The sequence below is a fragment of the Campylobacter concisus genome (assembly GCF_902460675.1).
Classification (GTDB): domain Bacteria; phylum Campylobacterota; class Campylobacteria; order Campylobacterales; family Campylobacteraceae; genus Campylobacter_A; species Campylobacter_A concisus_AJ.
In genome coordinates this window covers 666,919-686,735 of the sequence record NZ_CABPUQ010000001.1, presented here as the reverse complement: position 1 = coordinate 686,735, position 19,817 = coordinate 666,919, and the positions used below count along the sequence as shown (strand labels likewise).

21 protein-coding genes are annotated in these 19,817 nt (G+C 38.4%); 5 read left to right on the top strand and 16 right to left on the bottom strand.

Annotated features, from left to right (window positions below):
- Window positions 1-6 precede the first annotated feature (6 nt).
- The 11 genes from atpA to obgE form a co-directional block, all read right to left on the bottom strand.
- The gene (gene atpA / locus F3G88_RS03340) at window positions 7-1,524 is read right to left on the bottom strand and encodes a F0F1 ATP synthase subunit alpha (protein WP_103573410.1); all 1,518 of its coding nucleotides are present in this window, start codon (window positions 1,522-1,524) and stop codon (window positions 7-9) included.
- Window positions 1,525-1,538: 14 nt separating this feature from the next.
- A complete protein-coding gene (locus F3G88_RS03335; protein ID WP_002939419.1) occupies window positions 1,539-2,069 on the bottom strand; it encodes a F0F1 ATP synthase subunit delta in 531 nt (176 codons plus the stop codon).
- Window positions 2,069-2,581: a F0F1 ATP synthase subunit B gene (locus tag F3G88_RS03330; protein ID WP_103573409.1), complete on the bottom strand. Its 513-nt coding sequence runs from the start codon at window positions 2,579-2,581 to the stop codon at window positions 2,069-2,071. Before F3G88_RS03330 ends, F3G88_RS03335 begins: the two co-directional genes overlap by 1 nt.
- A gap of 9 nt (window positions 2,582-2,590) precedes the next feature.
- Window positions 2,591-3,013 carry a FoF1 ATP synthase subunit B' gene (locus tag F3G88_RS03325; protein ID WP_103573408.1) on the bottom strand — a complete coding sequence of 141 codons (423 nt, stop codon included), beginning with the start codon at window positions 3,011-3,013 and terminating at the stop codon, window positions 2,591-2,593.
- A gap of 95 nt (window positions 3,014-3,108) precedes the next feature.
- The gene (locus F3G88_RS03320) at window positions 3,109-3,969 is read right to left on the bottom strand and encodes a ParB/RepB/Spo0J family partition protein (protein ID WP_103558860.1); all 861 of its coding nucleotides are present in this window, start codon (window positions 3,967-3,969) and stop codon (window positions 3,109-3,111) included.
- 15 nt (window positions 3,970-3,984) lie between these two features.
- Window positions 3,985-4,767, bottom strand: coding sequence for a ParA family protein (locus F3G88_RS03315; RefSeq protein WP_012001330.1), 783 nt, complete (start codon window positions 4,765-4,767; stop codon window positions 3,985-3,987).
- Window positions 4,764-5,399 (bottom strand): biotin--[acetyl-CoA-carboxylase] ligase, encoded by a 636-nt coding sequence (locus F3G88_RS03310; protein WP_149715352.1) that lies wholly within the window; start codon window positions 5,397-5,399, stop codon window positions 4,764-4,766. The genes F3G88_RS03315 and F3G88_RS03310 overlap by 4 nt, the downstream gene beginning before the upstream one ends.
- A gap of 1 nt (window position 5,400) precedes the next feature.
- Entirely contained in the window at window positions 5,401-6,189 is a 789-nt protein-coding gene (gene thiD, locus F3G88_RS03305) for a bifunctional hydroxymethylpyrimidine kinase/phosphomethylpyrimidine kinase (RefSeq protein WP_107850174.1), read from the bottom strand.
- Window positions 6,190-6,205: 16 nt separating this feature from the next.
- Window positions 6,206-7,111 carry a methionyl-tRNA formyltransferase gene (gene fmt, locus F3G88_RS03300; RefSeq protein ID WP_149715351.1) on the bottom strand — a complete coding sequence of 302 codons (906 nt, stop codon included), beginning with the start codon at window positions 7,109-7,111 and terminating at the stop codon, window positions 6,206-6,208.
- A 16-nt stretch (window positions 7,112-7,127) separates the two neighbouring features.
- Window positions 7,128-7,457, bottom strand: a complete 330-nt coding sequence (locus tag F3G88_RS03295) for an EF-hand domain-containing protein (RefSeq protein WP_149715350.1) — start codon at window positions 7,455-7,457, stop codon at window positions 7,128-7,130.
- A gap of 23 nt (window positions 7,458-7,480) precedes the next feature.
- Window positions 7,481-8,539, bottom strand: coding sequence for a GTPase ObgE (gene obgE, locus F3G88_RS03290; protein ID WP_149715349.1), 1,059 nt, complete (start codon window positions 8,537-8,539; stop codon window positions 7,481-7,483).
- Window positions 8,540-8,714: 175 nt separating this feature from the next.
- Here obgE and polA point away from each other — a divergent pair, with 175 nt between their 5' ends.
- A complete protein-coding gene (polA, locus tag F3G88_RS03285) occupies window positions 8,715-11,351 on the top strand; it encodes a DNA polymerase I (protein WP_149715348.1) in 2,637 nt (878 codons plus the stop codon).
- 88 nt (window positions 11,352-11,439) lie between these two features.
- On the opposite strand, the gene F3G88_RS03280 is transcribed toward polA, so the two are convergent.
- Entirely contained in the window at window positions 11,440-11,874 is a 435-nt protein-coding gene (locus F3G88_RS03280; protein ID WP_223228722.1) for a ribosomal maturation YjgA family protein, read from the bottom strand.
- A 334-nt stretch (window positions 11,875-12,208) separates the two neighbouring features.
- Here F3G88_RS03280 and F3G88_RS03275 point away from each other — a divergent pair, with 334 nt between their 5' ends.
- Window positions 12,209-13,876, top strand: a complete 1,668-nt coding sequence (locus F3G88_RS03275) for an anaerobic C4-dicarboxylate transporter (protein ID WP_149715347.1) — start codon at window positions 12,209-12,211, stop codon at window positions 13,874-13,876.
- A gap of 44 nt (window positions 13,877-13,920) precedes the next feature.
- Here the strand turns inward: F3G88_RS03275 and flhB are convergent, their stop codons facing one another.
- Entirely contained in the window at window positions 13,921-14,994 is a 1,074-nt protein-coding gene (flhB, locus tag F3G88_RS03270; RefSeq protein WP_002942594.1) for a flagellar biosynthesis protein FlhB, read from the bottom strand.
- A gap of 143 nt (window positions 14,995-15,137) precedes the next feature.
- Here flhB and F3G88_RS03265 point away from each other — a divergent pair, with 143 nt between their 5' ends.
- From F3G88_RS03265 to rpmA, 3 genes are all read left to right on the top strand, one after another.
- Complete coding sequence (locus F3G88_RS03265) at window positions 15,138-16,100, top strand: hypothetical protein (RefSeq protein ID WP_103573400.1); 963 nt, start codon at window positions 15,138-15,140, stop codon at window positions 16,098-16,100.
- A 107-nt stretch (window positions 16,101-16,207) separates the two neighbouring features.
- On the top strand, window positions 16,208-16,522 hold the full coding sequence (gene rplU, locus F3G88_RS03260) for a 50S ribosomal protein L21 (RefSeq protein WP_054196211.1): 315 nt from the start codon (window positions 16,208-16,210) through the stop codon (window positions 16,520-16,522).
- A gap of 11 nt (window positions 16,523-16,533) precedes the next feature.
- Window positions 16,534-16,791, top strand: coding sequence for a 50S ribosomal protein L27 (gene rpmA, locus F3G88_RS03255; RefSeq protein ID WP_002942569.1), 258 nt, complete (start codon window positions 16,534-16,536; stop codon window positions 16,789-16,791).
- A 44-nt stretch (window positions 16,792-16,835) separates the two neighbouring features.
- On the opposite strand, the gene F3G88_RS03250 is transcribed toward rpmA, so the two are convergent.
- The 3 genes from F3G88_RS03250 to F3G88_RS03240 all read right to left on the bottom strand — a co-directional run.
- Window positions 16,836-17,942, bottom strand: coding sequence for a glycosyltransferase (locus tag F3G88_RS03250; RefSeq protein ID WP_149715346.1), 1,107 nt, complete (start codon window positions 17,940-17,942; stop codon window positions 16,836-16,838).
- 3 nt (window positions 17,943-17,945) lie between these two features.
- On the bottom strand, window positions 17,946-19,214 hold the full coding sequence (locus F3G88_RS03245) for an O-antigen ligase family protein (protein WP_149715345.1): 1,269 nt from the start codon (window positions 19,212-19,214) through the stop codon (window positions 17,946-17,948).
- Window positions 19,198-19,817: glycosyltransferase family 4 protein (locus tag F3G88_RS03240; protein ID WP_149715933.1), on the bottom strand; the 620-nt coding region annotated here is incomplete at its 5' end. The genes F3G88_RS03245 and F3G88_RS03240, both read right to left, overlap by 17 nt.

Sequence of the window (19,817 nt, the reverse complement as noted above, 5' to 3'; positions counted from 1 at the left end):
TTAGCCCTAGTTCGCGGCAAAAGTCGCTTTAAAATCTTTCAACGCTTTATGTAAATTTTCTTCTACTTCTTTATCAAGAACTTTTTTAGTTCTGATTTGCTCGAAAATTTCAGGGTACTTTGCCTCGATATATGGATATAGCTCAGCTTCAAATTTTGTTACATTTGTAGTTGCAACGTCATCTAAATAGCCCTTAGCACCAGCAAATATGATAACTACTTGATTTTCAACTGGAAGTGGAGAATATGGAGGTTGTTTTAGCACTTCAACCATCTTTTGGCCACGCTCTAGTTGTTTTCTTGAGCTCTCGTCAAGGTCACTTGCAAACTGAGCAAATGCTTGTAGCTCGCGGTACTGAGCAAGGTCTAGTCTTAACGTACCAGAAACTTGTTTGATAGCTTTGATCTGAGCTGCACCACCGACACGAGATACAGAAAGACCAACGTTGATCGCTGGGCGGATACCTGAGTTAAATAGGTCACTCTCAAGGAAAATCTGACCATCTGTAATTGAAATAACGTTTGTTGGAATATAAGCAGAAACGTCGCCCGCTTGAGTCTCGATAATAGGTAGAGCTGTTAAAGATCCCGCACCTAGCGCGTCATTTAGCTTACTTGCTCTTTCTAGAAGCCTTGAGTGAAGGTAGAAAACGTCGCCTGGATAAGCTTCACGGCCTGGTGGTCTTCTTAGGATCAAAGACATCTCACGGTAAGCAACCGCGTGTTTTGACAAGTCATCATAGATGATTAATGCGTGGCGAGAGTTATCTCTAAAGTATTCACCCATTGTTACGCCAGCGTATGGGGCAAGGTATTGAAGCGCAGCTGCGTCACTAGCACCAGCATTTACAACTATCGTGTAGTCCATAGCACCATATTCTTCAAGTTTTTTAACGACTTGGGCAACGGTTGATTGTTTTTGACCGATAGCTACGTAGATACAAATGACATCTTGACCTTTTTGGTTGATGATAGTATCGATAGCAACTGTTGTTTTACCAGTTTGGCGGTCGCCGATGATTAACTCTCTTTGACCTCTACCGATTGGCACAAGTGCGTCGATAGCTTTGATACCTGTTTGAAGTGGCTCATGAACGCTTTTTCTTGCCATGATACCTTTTGCTTTTTCTTCGACGAAGCGAGATTCAGTAGCTTCGATTGGCCCTTTTGCGTCTATTGGCTCACCGAGTGAATTTACAACACGGCCGATCAATGCGTCGCCAACTGGCACACGTAGAAGTTTTTTTAGTCTTTTTACAGAGCTTCCTTCTGTAATGCCGCTAGTTTTTCCAAGGATAACTATACCAACACTGCTCTCTTCAAGGTTAAGAGCCATACCCTTTTCGCCGCTTTCAAACTCAACCATCTCACCAGCCATAACGTTTTTCAAACCATAAACGTTAGCAACGCCATCAGCGACTGAGATGACTTTACCGGTCTCTTCTACATCAACACTTAAATCAAAATTTTCAATACGCTCTTTGATTATCGTGCTAATTTCGTCAGCTTTAATTTTTGCACTCACGCTTTCACTCCTTTTTAAATTGCTTTTAATATATATTCACTCATTTGACTTTTTAGTCTGTCGATAGAAAAATTTACCTCGACACCTAAATCGTCTAACTCAACTTTTACACCGTTGTAATCGCTCTTTGAGCCATCAAGTTTGATCTTAGAGTTAAATTTCTTAGAGAAATTCTCTTCCAAAGCTTTTAGCTGCTCAGCGCTTAGATCAAAATTTCCAACAACCTCGCCGCGATATGTATTTTCAAGTAAAGATTGCTCTATCTTCATCTCATCTAGTATCGCAGGTATAAGCTCTAGCCTTTTGTTTGCACCAAGAAGCTTTATAAAATTTGCAAATTTAGCATCTTGATTTTTAACCAAAGATAGTACAAATTCAACCTTTTGTGAAGCCTTTAATGTCGGCAAACTTATAATGCTTTTAAATTTATCGCTAGCAAAAGCAGCAGCTAGCTCTGATAAATTTTCGACAAATGCATTAAGCTCATTAGACTTTACGTCGCTTAAGATCGCCTTTACGTATTTTTTAGCTACTACTTCATTCATTAGCTAACCTTTTTAAGTATGATATTTACAAGCTCTTTTTGATCGACTCTTAGGCTATCGCTTGAGAAAATGTCGCTCAAAATTTCATTTACAACGCCTTTTGTCATCTTGCGCTCTTCAAATTCTTTTTGCTCTTTGTAGCCTTTTTCGATATTTGCGATATCGTTTTGAGCCTCTTTTTTAACTTTAGCAGCTAAATTTACAGCCTCTTTTTTCGCAGTTTCTATTAGAGCATTTGCATTTTGCTTAGCCTCTTCTACACGCTTTAAAACGTCATCTTTTTTAGCTTTTGACTCACGAAGCTTCTCTTGGATGCTCTCAAGCTTATTTGCGATCCTATCGATCCTGCTTTGATAAAGAGCTTTTAGTGGCTTAGCAGCAAAATAGACCAAAATAGCAAAGAAAAGTAAGAAGTTTAGCGTTCTCTCGACTATGTCGTAGTTTGTTCCACCATGCTCGCTAGCGTATGCTAGAAATGGAAGTGCTAGAAAAAATAAAATTTTTATCTTCATAAATTTCCTTTAAATTTTAGAGAGCTTAGCATTTAAAGCTGCTCTAAGCTCAGGTAGTTTAGCTGATAGATCTGCCTTTAGGCTATCTTTTTGAGAGCTTAAAGCGTTTAAAAACTCATTATAATCAGCCTCTAAACTACTTTTTACCGCATTTATCTCTTTTAAAGACTCTTCTTTTGCCAAATTTAAGGCCTCTTGTCTTATTTTGTTAGCCTCAGATCTTGCATTTTGCATGATCTCTTCGATCTCTTTTTCATGAACGCTTAAGTCGCTTGCATTTTTGCTAGTGCTCTCTTCGTCATTTTTTATAGAGGCATTTCTGTCATCTATAAATTTAAGCATTGGCTTGTATAGCAAAGGATTTAAAATGGCGATCAAGACAAAGAGAACGATAGCCGTTAAAAGCATCAATGGCACATCTATTTCTAACATCCACTCTCCTTATTTTGTTATTAAGTTTTATTTAATATTCAAATCAAAGTCTGATTTTACAATAAATTACTAAAAATAAAAATAAATTTGTAATTCTATTTTAGCTTAGCGATAAATTCTTCTACCTGCGAAATATCGCTAAATTCTAATATTAAATTTTTAGATTTTACTTTCGTCTTTATCTTTAGATTTTTAAAAATTTCTTGTAAATTTGATAATTTTTTGCTCATTTCTTCTGAAATTTGAGGCTTTGGCTCTTTTACTTCTTCTTTATTTTTTATCTTTTTTACTAAAATTTCTGTATCTCTAACACTTAGTTTTTGTCCAATGATCGTATCAACAACCATTCTTTCTTCTTCGCTACTAAGTCCTACGATGACTTTAGCGTGGCCTTGCGTGAGCTTATCTTCTTGTAAAAGTTTTTGCGTGTAGTCGCTAAGCAGCAAAAGCCTCATCGTATTTGTTATCTGAGTTCTGCTCTTGTGGATGATATTTGCTAGACCATCTTGTGTGATCTTATACTCGTTTATGAGCTCTTTATATGACTTTGCAAGTTCGATTGGATTTAAATTTTCACGTTGGATGTTTTCAATAAGCGCAAGCTCTCTTAAATTTTGAGACTTGATATCAGCGATGATAGCCTTTATCTTGCTTGCTCCAAGCATCTTTGTAGCGCGGTATCTACGCTCACCAGCTATTAGCATATAGCCGTCATCTTTTTTGATAACGATTATTGGTTGTATTAGTCCGTGTCTTTTGATACTGGCACTTAGCTCTTTTAAAGCCTCTTCGTCAAAATGCGTTCTTGGTTGGTATGGGTTTGGCAAAATTTCATCTATATTTATCTCTTCGACTATCTCAGAGTCGTTTAAATTTGCGATCTCTTTGCTGTAGGCCTGCTCTACATCTTCAAGTATCGCGCTAAGTCCGCGCCCTAATCCACCTTTTTTCGCCATTTTTTTCCTTATTTTTTAGTTTAAAATACAATATGCCAAATTTTGATATGCGATCGAGCCTGGTGATTTTATATCATAAAGTATCACAGGCTTGCCAAAACTTGGGCTTTCAGCAAGTTTGACGTTTCTTGGGACGACTACAAATTCGTCCTTACCGTCCTTGCTCTTGAAGAGCTTATTTTCAAAATGCTGCTTTAAATTTGCAATGGTCTCTTTTGAGAGATTGTTTTGCGAGCTAAACATAGTTGGCAAAAAGCCCTTTATATTTAGCTTTGGATTTATCGTTTTTTTGATGATCTTTACAGTGTTTAGGATCTGCGCCAAGCCCTCAAGTGCGTAAAATTCGCACTGGATAGGGATGATCACACTATCGCTTGCACTAAGAGCATTTATCGTGATGCTGCCAAGTGCTGGAGGACTATCGATGATGATAAAATCATAGTCATCTACAACTTCTGAAATTTTGTTTTTAAGGATTAGTTTATAGTCCTTGCTTTGGTCGTTAAATTCTTGCTCGATGCCGACAAGTCCGATGTTTGACGGAGCTAGAAAAAGCGTTGGGATCTCAGTTTTTAGCACTATTTGTGAGAGCTTTTTCCTATCTGTTAAGACGTGATAGATGTTAAACTCGTAGTCGCTTCTGCTAAAACCAAGTCCTGTCGTCGCATTTGCCTGTGGATCGATGTCTATTAATAATACTTTTTTTTCAGCAACCGCCAGTGATGCGGCTAAATTTACGGCTGTTGTGGTCTTGCCAACGCCGCCTTTTTGGTTAGCTATTGTTATTATCTCGCTCATCTTAACGAATATACCTTTTCCCCATTTAATAATATCGCTCCATCCTCGCAAATTTCAGCATCCTGAAGCGAAACAGCTCTATTTGCAATATGCGTAATAAAACTTTTTGACTTGCAAAAGTCTATCCTAAATTTGCTAAAAATTGGCTTCCATAAAATCTTTTTATCAAGCATGCTAACAAAGCCCCAAACTAGCTCATCTACGCTAGCTTTTATGTCTAAAATGCCCGCATTTTCAGGCGCACTAGCTAAATTTATCCCCATGCCACAAATGTAAATTTCATCCACTTTATTTGTCAAAGTACCGCCTATTTTACGCTCGTCCACGTAAAAATCATTTGGCCATTTTAGCCAGCACTTTGAGCCAAGCTCACTCAAGACTTCACGCATCAACATAGAAAAATATATCGAGATCGAGGGCGGAGGTATGTCGCTTGGCAGCTCATCTTCGCTTATGCAAAATGACATAAATAAATTTCCGCCAAGTCCCTCCCAGCTGTTGCCACGACTGCCGACTCCTTTTGTTTGATTATACGCCACGACCATGTGCGGAGGCTTTATCTCGCCGTTTTTTAGGGCGTCTATCAAAAATTCCTGCGTCGAAGGCAGGCTTTGGATAAACTCAACCTTCAAATCACACCTTAAATTTATAGAAGTGATTTACTGGATTTTGTCCGCCGCCGATGATGACCGCGTTTTTGATAGCGTTAAAGATATAATCGTGCGCGTTTTTCACGCTCTCTTTTAGACTAAGCCCATTTGCTAAATTTGAAGCGATCGCACTTGATAGTGAGCAGCCTGAACCGTGTGTCGCAGTCGTTTTTATACGCTCATCACTAAAAATTTCATACTCACTGCCATCATAAAATATATCAAGCGACTTGCCTTCTATCTCGCCACACTTTAGATAGACGCTCTTTGTACCAAATTTCAAAAGATCCTTGCAAGCCTCTTTTAGCTCGCTCTCGCCCTTTAGCTCACGCTTTAAAATTTCGCGCGCTTCAAAGATATTTGGCGTGATCACGCTCGCAAGTGGGAAAAGCTCCTCCACGATCGCGTCTTTTGCAGTGCCCTCTAGCCAGATGTCGCCATTTTTACAGCTCATGACAGGATCAAGCACGACTGGTGGTAAATTTTTCATCTCTCTTAGCGTTTTTGCGACGCTTTTGATGATCTCAACGCTTGGGACAACGCCTATTTTTATCACATCAACTCTTATATCATCAAATATCGCTTTTATCTGATCCTCGATGAGCTTTGGCTCAACTAGCTGCATGCCAAATATGCCCTTTGTATTTTGAGCAGTGACCGCCGTGATCGCTCCCATCGCATATACGCCGTGTGCTATAAAGACCTTTATATCAGCTAAAACTCCAGCTCCGCCACTTGGATCAACCCCTGCTATACTTAGCGCATTTTTCATAACCGCTCCTTTAAATTTATTTTAATTCATCGCCAACGCTAAGGCGCTTACCATTTATATATGCTTTTGCGTTTGTTGGCTTTTTGCTTGGTTCTTGAAGCTCGTAAATTTTGACCGCCCCACCCTTGCAAGCAACCACAACGTGGTCTTTTTCTACGCTTAAAATTTCTCCGCTTTTGCCACTTTTGTCGCTTAGCTCAAGCGATAAAATTTTTAGCCCACTTGCCAGATAAAGCCCTGGCCAAGGTGTGAGCGCACGAAATTTATTATAAATTTGCCTCGCCTCTTCATCAAAGCTAAAAAGCCCGTCGCTTTTACTTATCTTTTTGCAGTGCGAGGCCTGCGCGTCGTCTTGTTTTTGTGGCTTTAAATTTTCAAAATTTTTAAGCACTTTTACGATTAGCTCGCCACCAAGCTCGCCTAGCTCACTAAAAAGCTCGCTCGACATCTTGCTCTCGCAAGGCGTGTAGATGAAGTCTAGCATATCGCCAGTGTCAAGCCCAGCGTCCATTAGCATAGCTGTGACGCCAGTTTGCTTCTCGCCTGCTAGGATCGCGCTTTGAATGGGGCTTGCGCCTCTATATTTTGGCAAGATTGAAGCGTGCAAATTTATACAAGTCGCCACGTCAAGCACACTCTTAGGCAAAATTTTACCATAAGCTGCCACCACGATAAATTTAGGCTCAAGTGCCTTTAGCTCGGCAACTACCGCCTCATCTTTTAGCGTATTTGGTGTAAAGACTGGCACGCTTAAAAGCTCATTTTGCGCGTAAATTTTGACCTCGCTTGGGGTTAAAATTTGCTTTCTGCCAACTGGCTTATCAGGCTGGGTAAAGACTGCTTTTATATTAAAGCCAGCTTCTTTTAGGTGCCTAAGTATCCTAACCGCATAATCAGGCGTCCCCATAAAAACTACATTCATCACTTTCCTTTAAATTTCAACGACTTTTATTTTGATCTAGGTTTTGGCTACCCTTCAGCCAAAAGGCGCAAGGATCTTTCTGCCAACTAATCTTTTGAAACAATAAACTTCTTAGCTCATCAACACTAATTTTACCGTTGTGACTAAGCCTCTTAAATTCCTCACTAGTGCATAGATCTGGTGCTATTTTTAGCGCTGATGGCGCCTTACATGCTCTCCACTCATCTAAATTTAGCGTGCCGTCGCGGTCAATATCATTAAAATCCAAAAACATATATGCTGGATCGGCTGGCTCGCAGCTATATGCGCTAAGGCAAAATAGCACAATGCAAAAAATTTTCTTCATTTTATCTTCTTAATTTTTTAAGTTTAAAGCTCTTTTTTTAGCAGCTCAAGCAGTGCAAATTTAAGCTCGTCGATGTTCTCATTTGTCGCTGAAGAGATCGGCAAAACAAAGTATGGTTTTTTGGCGTCAAAGCTGTATAGGTCTTGCTTATAGACAAATTTACCAACTTGTTTTGGCTCTAAATTTATGTTTTTCATAAATTCTTTTATATTTTCATCTAAATTTTCCGCCGCATCGACTCTTGTTATGGCGATAGCATAGTCCCTGCTAGCAAGCACACTTGAAAATTTAGCCACCTCTTCTTTTAGCACGCTAAACTGCTCGCTCATGCTTCTGTAATTTGCACTATCTATCATAAAAAGCAAAATTTTATTTCTCTCGATGTGCTTTAAAAACTGCACGCCAAGGCCGCGTCCGTCGCTCGCTCCCTCGATGATGCCAGGGATATCAGCCATGACAAAGCCGCTAAACTGATCGACCTCGACAAGTCCGAGCTTTGGCGTAAGTGTGGTAAATTCGTAGTTTGCGATCTGTGGCTTGGCGTTTGAGACGGCTGAGATGAGGGTTGATTTGCCAACATTTGGAAAGCCAACAAGGCCCACGTCAGCTATTAGCTTTAGCTCGAGCCTGACCTCTACGCTCTCTTCTGGCATGCCCTTTTGAGCGTATTCTGGGGCTTGGTTGATAGAGTTTTTAAAGTGGAAATTTCCAAGTCCGCCCTTGCCGCCTTTTAAAAATAGCGTCCTTTGCCCCTCATTTACCATGTCGCAAAGCAGCTCGTTTGTCTGTGCGTCATAGACCGCCGTTCCTGGTGGCACGATGAGCTCTAAGCTCTCGCCCTTTTTGCCAGTCATACGTCTGCCCATGCCAGCCTCGCCGTCGCTCGCTCTCATCGCCTTTTTGCCCTTGTAGTTTGCCAGTGTGTGGGTGTTGTTGTCGCAGACAAAATAGACATCTCCGCCGTCACCGCCATCTCCGCCGTCTGGACCGCCTAAAATGACATGCTTTTCGCGACGAAAGCTTACTGCACCAGCTCCGCCATGCCCTGAGCTTAGGGTTAATTTCACGCTATCTATAAACATTTTTTACCTTAAATTTATCTATTATTTAGTTTGAATTTTAGGCGAGATTATATCTTTTAAATGATTAAAATTTGTTTTGCGTTTAAAATCTCACTTTGTTTTTAGCATCTTATAAATTTAGAAAATCAGCCAATTTTTTGCCTAAATTTCATAAAATGGCGCAAAAGGATAGAGAATGAAAACACTTACGATTATTGATACTTTTGGCTTCTTTTTTAGGCTTTACTACGCTATGAGCGGGCTTAAAAATCGCGAGGGCAAACCAAGTGGCATGATAAGTGGCTTTGCAAATTTCATAGCGAGTCTAAAAGACGAGTACCAAAGTGACTACCTCATCTTCGCACTTGATAGCAAGGGCAAGACCCTGCGCCACGAAATTTTGGGCGAATACAAGGCCAACAGGAGCGAGCCGCCAGCTCAGCTAAAAGAGCAGCTGCCAGTTTGTATAGATATGATAGAAAAAATGGGGCTTTACAGCCTTAGCCGCGAGGGCTACGAGGCTGATGACATCATCGCAAGTGCGGTTAAAATTTGCAAAGATAAACATATATTTGTGCGAATAGTCACGCATGATAAAGACCTTTACCAGCTCATAGAGGACGGCAAAGTAAGCATCTACAGCCCACAAAGTAAGATCGATCACGATAGCGCTAGCTGCTTTGAAAAGTATGGCGTCTATCCAGCGCAAGTGAGGGACTTTTTAGCGATCGCAGGAGATAGCTCTGATAATATCCCAGGCGTCAAAGGTATCGGCGCAGTGGGAGCTAAGAAGCTTTTGGCCGAGTATGGCAGCTTGGAGGGAATTTATGAAAATTTAGCCCTTCTTAGAAACGAGCGCACCAAAAATATGCTAGCAGTCGCAAGAGACGAGGCATTTTTGAGCAAAAAACTAGCCACGCTCTTTGATGACGCGATCACTTCGCTTGATCTTGAGCACTCTAAATTCCCAGAGCAAAATCCTTTGATAAACATCTCAGAAATTTTAAAAGAGTACGATCTAAACAGGCTTCTTAAGAGCTTGCAAAAAGAAGAAAATGCTGAATTTAAGCTTGGTTTTAGAGCAAATTTACTACTTGATGAAGCGAGTGTTGAGAAACTGCTTGCCGACATCACGCCAGAGACCATCGTCGCCTTTGACACCGAGACCACGGGTGTTGATAGCAAGAGCGCAAAGATCGTTGGCTTTAGCTTTTGCTTTAACGACGAGGACGCCTACTACGTGCCAGTAGCTCACAACTACCTAGGCGCGCCAAAGCAAATAGACCTAAAATTTGCCACTTGGGCGGTAGGGCAAATTTATAAAGGCTGCGTGATCGGACAAAATTTAAAATATGACTTTGAGATAGTAAAAAACAACCTTGGGCTAAATCCGCCTGTAAATTTCAAAGACACGATGATACTTGCGTGGCTTAGCGATCCAAACTCAAGTGTGGGCATGGACGCGCTAGCAAAGAGGCTATATGACTACGACACGATCAAATTTGAAGATGTGGTCAAAAAGGGGCAGACTTTTGGCGATGTACCGCTAGAAAATGCCGCAAAATACGCCGCTGAGGATGCTTGGATAACGCTTAAATTTTATAAAACTTTTCAAAACACGCTTGATCCAAATTTACTAGCCCTTGCCGACACGCACGAGTTTCCTTTTATCCTAACGCTTTTTGACATGGAGCAAAACGGCATCAAGATAAACGAAGCTAAGATGCAAAAGCTCATCCTTGAAAACGACACCAAACTAAAGGCGCTAACAAGTGAAATTTACGAGCTAAGCGGCGAAAATTTCAACATAAACTCCGTAAAACAGCTTGGCGTCATACTTTTTGAGCATCTAAAACTTCCAACCAAAAAGAAGACAAAAACAGGATATAGCACCGATGAGAGCGTGCTAGCTGAGCTCATAGACGCTCATCCGGTGATTGAAAAAATTTTGGCTTACAGAGAGCTATATAAACTGCAAAGCACCTACTGCGAGCCACTTTTAGCGCTTGCCAAAAAGGACGAGGGCTCACGAATTTACACGAGCTTTTTGCAAACTGGCACGAGTACCGGCAGGCTATCAAGCAAAAATCCAAATTTGCAAAATATCCCGGCTCGTGGCAGTCTCGCAAAGGATGTCAGAGAGTGCTTTGAGGCGCGAGAAGGGTATAGTTTTGTGGGGCTTGACTACAGCCAGATCGAGCTTAGGCTACTAGCTCACTTTAGCCGTGATCCAGCGCTTCTTGAGGCGTTTAAAAATGACGAGGATATCCACGCAAGGACGGCTATTAGCATATTTGGTAGCAGTGACGGGCAAAATAGAGCCGTGGCAAAGAGTATAAATTTTGGCCTCATTTACGGCATGGGCTCAAGCAAGCTCGCTAATCAAGTAAATATCACAAGAGCCGAGGCAAAAGAGTATATAGAGCGCTATTTTAAGGCGTTTGAGACGATCAAAGAGTTTTTGGAGAGCATAAAAATTTCAGCTAAAAACGATGGCTTTGTGCAGACACTGCTTGGCAGAAAGCGCTACTTTGACTTTAAAAGCGCCACACCTATGCAAATAGCAATGTTTGAGCGCGAGGCAGTAAATACGGTCTTTCAAGGCTCTGCGGCGGATCTTGTCAAGATGGCGATGGTAAAAGTTAGAGCAAATTTAGATGAAAACGCAAAAATGCTGCTTCAGATCCATGACGAGCTAATATTTGAAGTAAAAGATGAGTTTGCGCAGGAATTTGGAGAAACGACACAAAAGACGATGGAAGAAATTTACACGTTAAATGTGCCACTTAAAACATCGCTAAATATCGCCAAAAACTGGGGCGAGCTAAAATAGAGCAAATTTTGGCTAACTCATTTAAATTTGATCGAGCTAGTCAAATTTGATTTTAAAATAAAAAGCATATATGAATAGGTATCTAAATTTACCAAGCTTTGCTTTTTTGCATAGATAAATTTTCAAACAGATAAGCTAAAATGCAGCCAGCTAAGTAACAAATAATGTCCGTCCAGTCAAATGTCCCACCAAAAATTATCCGCAATATTGAGCTTTTCACACCTAAAATTTCAAGAATTTTGAGATATTGCGCGACTTCTATAAAAAGCGAAATGACAAAGACGCAAATGGCTAAATTTATAGGAGCCACCCTAAATATAGCTCGCCCAAACGCATAAAGCATCGCAGTAGCTAGCACATCGCCAATATAATGTCTTACAAAACCACCTTTAATAAAAATCGCAATATAAATTTCCATCGCCAAAATAATAACGCCAGTCACCGACCAGATTACTCTTTTATTTTTGCTAAATTTGCTTTTGTTTATAGGTAAAGATATCGCTTCTTTTGTATTTTCTCTCAAATTTATCCCTTTAAATTTATCTCGTAGATTTTAACACAGATGATAGCGCCTCGCAACTTTTTACAAGTATATAAAATAAAACTTAAATTTTTATATTAATAATTTTTAAAAACAAAGCATGAAAAATTTAGATTTTATAGTTTATACAAAGTAAAATTTACAAATTTAGAAAGAGTGGCGATGATATAAAAATTTAGACCAAGATGACCCATCAGCAAGCTTTCATATAATGCAAAACTCTCGCTTTTGTCAAATTAATCTTAAAATATAAGTTTAATCTCAATTCATAAGAGATATAATCAACATTAAATTTACATTTAACTTAGGAGGTTTCATGGATTTTCTCATGAATTTAAGTGAAGGCGTGCAGTTTGCTATCCAGCTTCTCATCGTCCTTATCTGTTTGTTCTACGGAGCTAAAAAAGGCGGTATAGCGCTTGGTATGCTAGGCGGTATCGGTCTTATAGTTTTAGTTTTTGGATTTAACATCGAGCCTGGCAAGCCTGCTATCGATGTTATGCTAACCATTTTAGCCGTTGTTGTGGCTAGTGCTACACTTCAAGCTAGTGGCGGTCTTGACGTTATGCTTCAAATAGCAGAAACCATACTTAGAAAAAATCCAAAATATGTAAGTATCCTAGCTCCATTTGTAACATGTACGCTTACTATTTTATGCGGAACTGGACACGTTGTTTATACTGTGCTTCCTATCGTTTATGACATCGCTATCAAAAACGGCATCCGCCCAGAGCGTCCTATGGCTGCAAGCTCGATAGCTTCACAAATGGGTATCATCGCTAGCCCAGTTTCAGTCGCTGTTGTAACCCTTACTAGCTTTCTTATCAACGCTAAAACTCACTTAGCTGGTTTTGATGGATATTTGGACCTTTTAAAGATCACTATCCCATCAACATTTTGTGGCGTTTTGGCGATAGGTATTTTTAGCTGGTTTAGAGGCAAAGATCTTGATAAAGACAAAGTCTTTCAAGCAAAACTTCAAGACCCTGAGTTTAAAAAATACGTTTATGGCGATAGCGCAACACTTCTAGGCAAAAAACTTCCTATGCACCAATGGGCTGCAATGTGGATATTTTTAGGCTCTATCCTTGTAGTCGCACTTCTTGGATACTTTAAAGATCTTCGCCCAAGCTGGACTACTTACAAAGACGCAACAGTCGTTCAAATAGTAGCAAACCTTCCAACTGAGCAAAAAGTCTTAAAAACCTTAAAGATAAAAGACGCAAGCATCCAAACAGAAGCTGCTGAGTTAAAAGTTTCAAACGACAAACTAAATGCAAACCAAAAAGCTCAATCAGTGAAAATTGTCGGCAAAGACGGCACACAAACTCTTACTCGCACAGCTGATGGTGCAGTAACATATATAAATGAAAAAGGTGCAAAAGAGGAATTTCAAGGCGCTTATATCAACATAAGCAACAAACTGGCCTCTTCAAAGAGCCTAAGCATGGTTCATGTTATCCAAATTTTCATGCTTTTAACAGGTGCCATCATCTTGATATTTACTCCAACAGATGCTAGCAAGATCGGTAAAAACGAGATTTTTAGATCAGGCATGATCGCGCTTGTTGCGGTATTTGGTATCTCTTGGATGGCTGAGACTATGTTTGCAGTACATACTCCGATGATGAAAGAAGCTCTTGGTGGCATCGTAAAAGAGCACCCTTGGACCTATGCGGTTATGCTACTTATCATCTCTAAATTTGTTAACTCTCAAGCTGCAGCCTTGGTTGCATTCGTGCCATTAGCACTAAACATCGACGTTAACCCTGCTGTAATCCTAGCCTTTGCGCCGGCTTGCTATGGATACTACATCCTACCAACATACCCAAGCGACCTTGCAGCTATTCAGTTTGACAGAAGTGGTACAACGCACATTGGTAAATTTGTTATCAACCACAGCTTCATCTTGCCAGGACTTATCGGCGTTTTAGTCTCTTGTATATTTGGCTATATCTTCGCTACAGCTTTTGGCTATCTATAATAGATAAATTTCTTGCTACCTTTTGGTGGCAAGAAATTTCTTCATTAAAGCTTATCTTGAAATTTCTGCTTATTACTCATATAAACAAAGCTTAGCACTTCAGCCACAGCTCTAAAAAGATGCGCTGGTATCGTATCATCGACCTCGCAAACTCTATAAAGCTCCCTTGCAAGAGGTGGATTTTCATAAATTTGCACTCCATTTTCAACCGCTACCTTTTTTATCTGAAGCGCTAAGAAATCAACCCCTTTAGCAAGTATTATCGGCGCTTCGTCACGGCTTTTGTCATATCTGATCGCCACGGCATAGTGAGTTGGGTTTGTTATGACGACGTCAGCTTGCGGGATATTTTGCATCATTCGGCGTTTGGCTGCACGCATTTGCGCTTGGCGGATCCTGCCCTTAACCTGCGGGTCACCCTCCATTTGCTTGTACTCGTCTTTGATCTCTTGCTTGCTCATGCGAAGGTCTTTAAAATACTGAAAACGCACGATAAGCAGGTCAGCAAGGCCGATCACAAAAAGTATAAAAAGCATGACGCTAACTAGAATAATGAGCTTCTCCTTTAGCCACGCGAGCTGATCAAACATAGAAAAAAAGAGCGTGTGCGGAAGCTCTTTTATAAACTGCAAGAAAAAGTAAAATCCAACTCCAAAGACGATGCTTACTTTAACGACGATCTTGACGCTCTCGATCGCCTTTTTCATAGAAAATAAATTTTTTAGCCCTTTTAGCGGATTTATCTTGCCAAAATTTGGCGTTATAGGCTTTGTGGTAAATATAAAGCCAAACTGCATTACATTTGCGATTATGCCAGCAACCGCGACGCAGATGCAAACTGGCAGGATCATCAGAAGTGCCCTGCCAAAGGTATTTACAACGATCATCTTTACCGTTGGCAAAGTCAGTGGCTGACCGATAAATTTAGAGTAGTAGATGTAAAGCGAGATGACCTGATCTTTCATAAAATTTAGCATCGCAAGCAGCACGCCAATAGCAATAACTAGGGTCACAAAGCCTGATAGGTCCTGACTTTTGGGGACGTTGCCGTCCTTTTTGGCGTCTTCTATCTTTTTAGGGGTCGCTTCTTCGGTTTTTTCCTGATCTTCGCCTGCCATCTTTGTCCTAGGGTTGCTTAAATTTGGGGCGATTATAGCCAAAATGCGGTTAAACTATCCGCTAAATTTAAATTTTGCAATTCAAAAAACTAAGCCGTTTTAGGCGTTTTTGGATAAAATTAGCAAAAATAAGGAGATGCAAAATGTCATTTTTAGAAGGCTTATTTAACATTTTCAAAGCTAAAAAACCACCAAAAAGCGACGAAGAGCTACTTTTAGACGAGTATGCAAGCATTTACGCCGAGATAAAAGAGAAAAATTTAAACGATTACGACTTTTTATGTGAGCTCATACGATTACTCTCTTTTTCAAGAGCTAGACGCTACGACTTTTGCCTTGAAAAGTGCCTAGCTGAGGGCGACGCCGAGGTACTAAATGATCTCATCTTTCAATACGCTAAGTTAAATTTGCTCCCAGGATGTAGCGGCGGATATGACCAGTGCGAGAAGCTGATCCCTGCGTTTTTTGCTATCGCTTGTGGTGACACAGATAGCATGGCAAGTATCTTTCCAAAAGACCTGCCACCTAGCAAAAACGGCTATAAATTTCTATGTGTTATGCATGATCTACTCACGGCGATGCTTTGGCAAGATGAAAATTTACTTGCCCCTGCTCTAGAAAAGGCTCACGCCTTTGCAGAGTCCAAAAAGCCAGCAAATGAAAGAGAGGCGGTTAAATTTGTGCTTGCCCTACACGAAAAAGATACGGCCGCTATGAGCGAGCATTTGCAGAAATTTTGCTCCACTTTTGGCAGGACAGATGCGCCTAAATTTGAAAAACGCCTCTACATTTTTGCGCATGGACTTCACGCTTTGGCGCGCTACTTTTTACCGCTTGAACTCTTTAAAGAGATAAAGCTACCAAAAAATGAAAATTTCAGTAAATTTTACGCACAAAGGCTCTTTCAAAATGAAATTCCTAAGCCAAAACTTTATTTTGTTTTGCCGCCTGATTTTAAACTGATAAATGTGATCTTAAGCGCGCCAGTAGCCAAAACACTCATATATCAGCCACATTTACCAAATGACAAAACATTTTTCTTAGATCATACATCTATGATAAGAAATTTAGCCGACGAGATCATAAAATCAGGGGCATTAAAGTAGAATTTATAAACTTTTAGCTAATATTCACATCTTACAACCAACAAAGCTCCATAAATCTTTTGCAAAAAAGTGCTTTTTGGTCTTACCAAATTTTAGAAAGGTAGAGTATGTCAAAATACGCTATATTTAAGCATGGTGGCAAGCAATATCGTGTTAGCGAGGGCGAGTACCTTAAGCTAGATCACTTTAGTGCTGAAGCTAAATCAACCGTTGAGATTACAGAAGTTTTAGCTGTAAATGACGGCGAAGTAAAGGTAGGTGCGCCATTTGTTAAGGGTGCAAAAGTTGTTCTTGAGGTCATTAATGAAGGCAAAGACAAAAAAGTAGTTATCTACAAAAAACGCAGACGTAAAGACTCAAAACTAAAACGCGGCTTTAGAAGACAATTTACACGTGTAAAAGTCGTAAGTATCGCAGCTTAAGGAGATAAGATATGGCACACAAAAAAGGTCAAGGTTCAACCCAGAATAACCGTGATAGTATCGGACGCCGATTAGGTGTTAAGAAATTTGGTGGCGAGTTCGTTCGTGCTGGAAATATAATCATCCGCCAAAGAGGAACAGCAACTCACGCTGGAAATAACGTAGGTCTTGGCAAAGATCACACTATTTTTGCATTAGTTGATGGCTTTGTAAAATTTGAAAGACTTGATAAAAACAGAAAAAAAGTATCTGTTTATCCAGCTGCATAACCCCAGGGGCGTTCGCCCCTTTTTCTTTTAAATCCACTTAAAATTTAATTTATCTTTTCTAATTCTTTGATTATTTTTATAGCTCTATTTTGCCAAGTATTTTCACTCATACTTTCATAGGCATTTTTTGAAATTTTGTTTAGCTCTTCATTACTTAAAGTCTTTATGTAGTTAAATTTTTCTTCTAAACTTTTTTCATCCCCTGCTTCATACAAAAAACCGTTTTCGCCATCTTTTACTATTTCAGCAACTGGTGGGAAATTTGGAGCTAAGACGACATTTGAATTTGCCATATATTCAAAAAGCTTTAATGGAGTGCTATAAAGCGAATAATCACTTTTTACACTAGGTATTATCAAAATAGTATTATTTTCAACAAGACTTTTTACAACTTTATTTTGAGGTAGCAATCCTTTAAAGCATACCAGATCTTCGATCTTTTTTTCTTTGAGAGTGTTTTTTAAAGTTATAAAACTATTTCCACTATTTTTACCATAAAGTTCGAGCTTTATGTCAGTTTTTAAAGCAAAATCTAGCATCAAATCAAGACCTTTCCATAACAAGAATGAGCCATAATAGTTTATACTCGAAAAATCAAAATCTTTCTTCTTAAAATCATAATCTTGCTTGCAACCGTTATAAACAACCGCTGAATTTGCTATTTGTAAGCCAAAAAATTTTCTAAGTTCACTTAGCGTACTGCTATTGTGCGAAAAGATAAAATCAGCATTTTGCAGTATCTCTTTTTCCATATCATAAAGTGCTTTGTTGCCCAAGGTAAAACACTCATGCGCTTCAAATACAACCTTTTGATCAGGCATTTTATTTTCTAGTAAAAATTTAGCTATCTTCAAATGTCTTGTATAAAATATTGCATCTTTATTTAAGTAGTTATTTATTATCTTTTTTAGAAAAAAATTAAAAATTTTATTACTTTTTAAAAACAAGATCTTTTTTCTTACAAACAATATGTCACTAGCTTTTAGCTTTAAAGCAAATTTCTCATTTACCTCATTTAAATTTAAAGGAGACTGCGGTAAGACTAGCTTAGCATCACACATATTACTAAACTCAAAAAATGTATTTAGTATTGCTATCTCTCTTGCATTACCTTGCGGAATTGGTTCTGGATATATGTAAAATAGTTTCATAAATCACTCCTTGTTTTTGTACAAAAACACTATAAAAAGACCAAGCATTACATAAAGATGAGTAAAGTACATGGTCTCAAATAGCCCCCTAAATATATAAGAGCAAAGTATGCTTCCAAATATTGCTATATAAAATTTGTTGTTTGACAAATACCTTTTAAAGGAGACAAAAAGCATATAAAAAACAAGTGCAACAAAAAAAGTAGTACCTACTACACCGTAATGATAATACTGACCGATAAATACTGGCTCGTCATGATGCGGGTACTTAGTTCCATCAGCGCCTACACCAGTTGGACCAAGGTCATCATTGTTAACATTTTTGTCATTTAAAAATTTAGTATATTGTTTACCGCCAAAGCCGATACCTATATAAGCTCTATCAGAGCCAAAAAGAAGCGGCAACCTCTTTGTTAAAATATCTCCTCTACCAGAAGTATAAAATCCTTGCGCAAATTTTAATTGTAAAAGCGTAGAGTTATAGTAGACGCAAACAGAGGCGGCAAGTAAAAATAGGCAAAATATCATGGATTTTTTATTTATAAGATTAATTTTTTCATTTTTAAAAGTTAGAGCTAACAGAACCATCAAACTTAGAGCAAGCGCAAGCCATGAGCCCCTAGCTCCTGTAAGCAAAATAAAAATTAAACTAACAATAATGTTAAAAACTATGATAAAAAATTTATAAAATTTATTTTTGATAAAAAATATTGAGACCAAAGAAAAAATAAATAAACTATCAAAAAAGCCTGCATAAAATCTATCTATAGGTTGCGTCCATTGGTCTTTTTCATTTTTTAAATTTAAAAGAGTGCCATCTTCTATCCCTTTTATAAAAAAATGTATATTATCTATACTAAGTGCTGCAACCATAGCAAAAAATAACCATTTTGAGTTTTTATAGCTACCATCATGCCAAAGAAGAACGATAAAAATAAATATAAACGCTCTTTTAAATTCATTAAGCGCTGAAAGTGCTGCATTTTGCGTAGCATCATAAGGAAAAAATGATATGCCAAAAACATATAAATTTAAAAGCAAAAATAGCAACAAAATAGCTTTATTGTTCTTTGCATTGTTCTTTATATTTTGTACAACATTTTTAGTATCGACTGCAAAAAGAATCAATGTTAAAAATAGAGCTAAATATATGGCTAAATTTTTAATAGCAGTTATGTGTTCGTTATATTGACCTATCAAAAAAAGAGATAACAAAAGTAGAATTGAACTTTTTAAAAATGTTATCAAATTTGATTTATTTTGAAGTATCACTCAACACCTCTTTATAAAATTTTTGTATATCCTCGGCGATCTTATCCCAAGAAAAATTTTCCTCACACATTTTTCTAGCATTTGAGATTATTCTGTGTCTTTCTGGATATTTTAAGTTTAATATATATTCTTTTACCTTTTTAGCAAAATTATCAAAATCAAAAAGTTTGCAGTTTTCATTATCAACCATGTATTCTTTACTACCTTCACTGGCTCTTGCTATAACAAAACTCTCACAGCTCATGGCCTCTATGCCAACCATGCAAAACGACTCTTTATCATTTAAAGGGATGATTGTAAAATCAAAGTCATTATATGCGGCGTGAACTTTATCCGGTGAGATATTATCAAGAAATTCTATATTGTTTAGATTGTATTCTTTTATCTTTTTAACAAGACTTTTATAGTATTCATAATTATCTTTTCTTTTAATTATTTCACCTATTATTTTAAAATTGTACTCAGGTAAATTTTTGAATTCTCTTGCTAACTCAATCATATATTCAACATTTTTTTGACTAACTATTCTTCCTACAAAACCAATAATAATTTTTTCATCTTTTTTAAAATTGATTTTTTTAAATTTATCTACATCTACGCCAT

Bases quoted from the DNA above. Each gene is read 5' to 3' on its own strand.
- polA (WP_149715348.1), top strand. From the start codon at position 8,715: ATGAAAACACTTACGATTATTGATACTTTTGGCTTCTTTTTTAGGCTT.
- F3G88_RS03295 (WP_149715350.1), bottom strand. From the start codon at position 7,457: ATGAAGAAAATTTTTTGCATTGTGCTATTTTGCCTTAGCGCATATAGC.
- thiD (WP_107850174.1), bottom strand. From the start codon at position 6,189: ATGAAAAATGCGCTAAGTATAGCAGGGGTTGATCCAAGTGGCGGAGCT.
- fmt (WP_149715351.1), bottom strand. From the start codon at position 7,111: ATGAATGTAGTTTTTATGGGGACGCCTGATTATGCGGTTAGGATACTT.
- F3G88_RS03325 (WP_103573408.1), bottom strand. From the start codon at position 3,013: ATGTTAGAAATAGATGTGCCATTGATGCTTTTAACGGCTATCGTTCTC.
- F3G88_RS03250 (WP_149715346.1), bottom strand. From the start codon at position 17,942: ATGAAACTATTTTACATATATCCAGAACCAATTCCGCAAGGTAATGCA.
- F3G88_RS03335 (WP_002939419.1), bottom strand. From the start codon at position 2,069: ATGAATGAAGTAGTAGCTAAAAAATACGTAAAGGCGATCTTAAGCGAC.
- F3G88_RS03265 (WP_103573400.1), top strand. From the start codon at position 15,138: ATGTCATTTTTAGAAGGCTTATTTAACATTTTCAAAGCTAAAAAACCA.
- obgE (WP_149715349.1), bottom strand. From the start codon at position 8,539: ATGTTTATAGATAGCGTGAAATTAACCCTAAGCTCAGGGCATGGCGGA.
- flhB (WP_002942594.1), bottom strand. From the start codon at position 14,994: ATGGCAGGCGAAGATCAGGAAAAAACCGAAGAAGCGACCCCTAAAAAG.
- F3G88_RS03315 (WP_012001330.1), bottom strand. From the start codon at position 4,767: ATGAGCGAGATAATAACAATAGCTAACCAAAAAGGCGGCGTTGGCAAG.
- F3G88_RS03275 (WP_149715347.1), top strand. From the start codon at position 12,209: ATGGATTTTCTCATGAATTTAAGTGAAGGCGTGCAGTTTGCTATCCAG.
- F3G88_RS03320 (WP_103558860.1), bottom strand. From the start codon at position 3,969: ATGGCGAAAAAAGGTGGATTAGGGCGCGGACTTAGCGCGATACTTGAA.
- rpmA (WP_002942569.1), top strand. From the start codon at position 16,534: ATGGCACACAAAAAAGGTCAAGGTTCAACCCAGAATAACCGTGATAGT.
- rplU (WP_054196211.1), top strand. From the start codon at position 16,208: ATGTCAAAATACGCTATATTTAAGCATGGTGGCAAGCAATATCGTGTT.
- F3G88_RS03330 (WP_103573409.1), bottom strand. From the start codon at position 2,581: ATGAAGATAAAAATTTTATTTTTTCTAGCACTTCCATTTCTAGCATAC.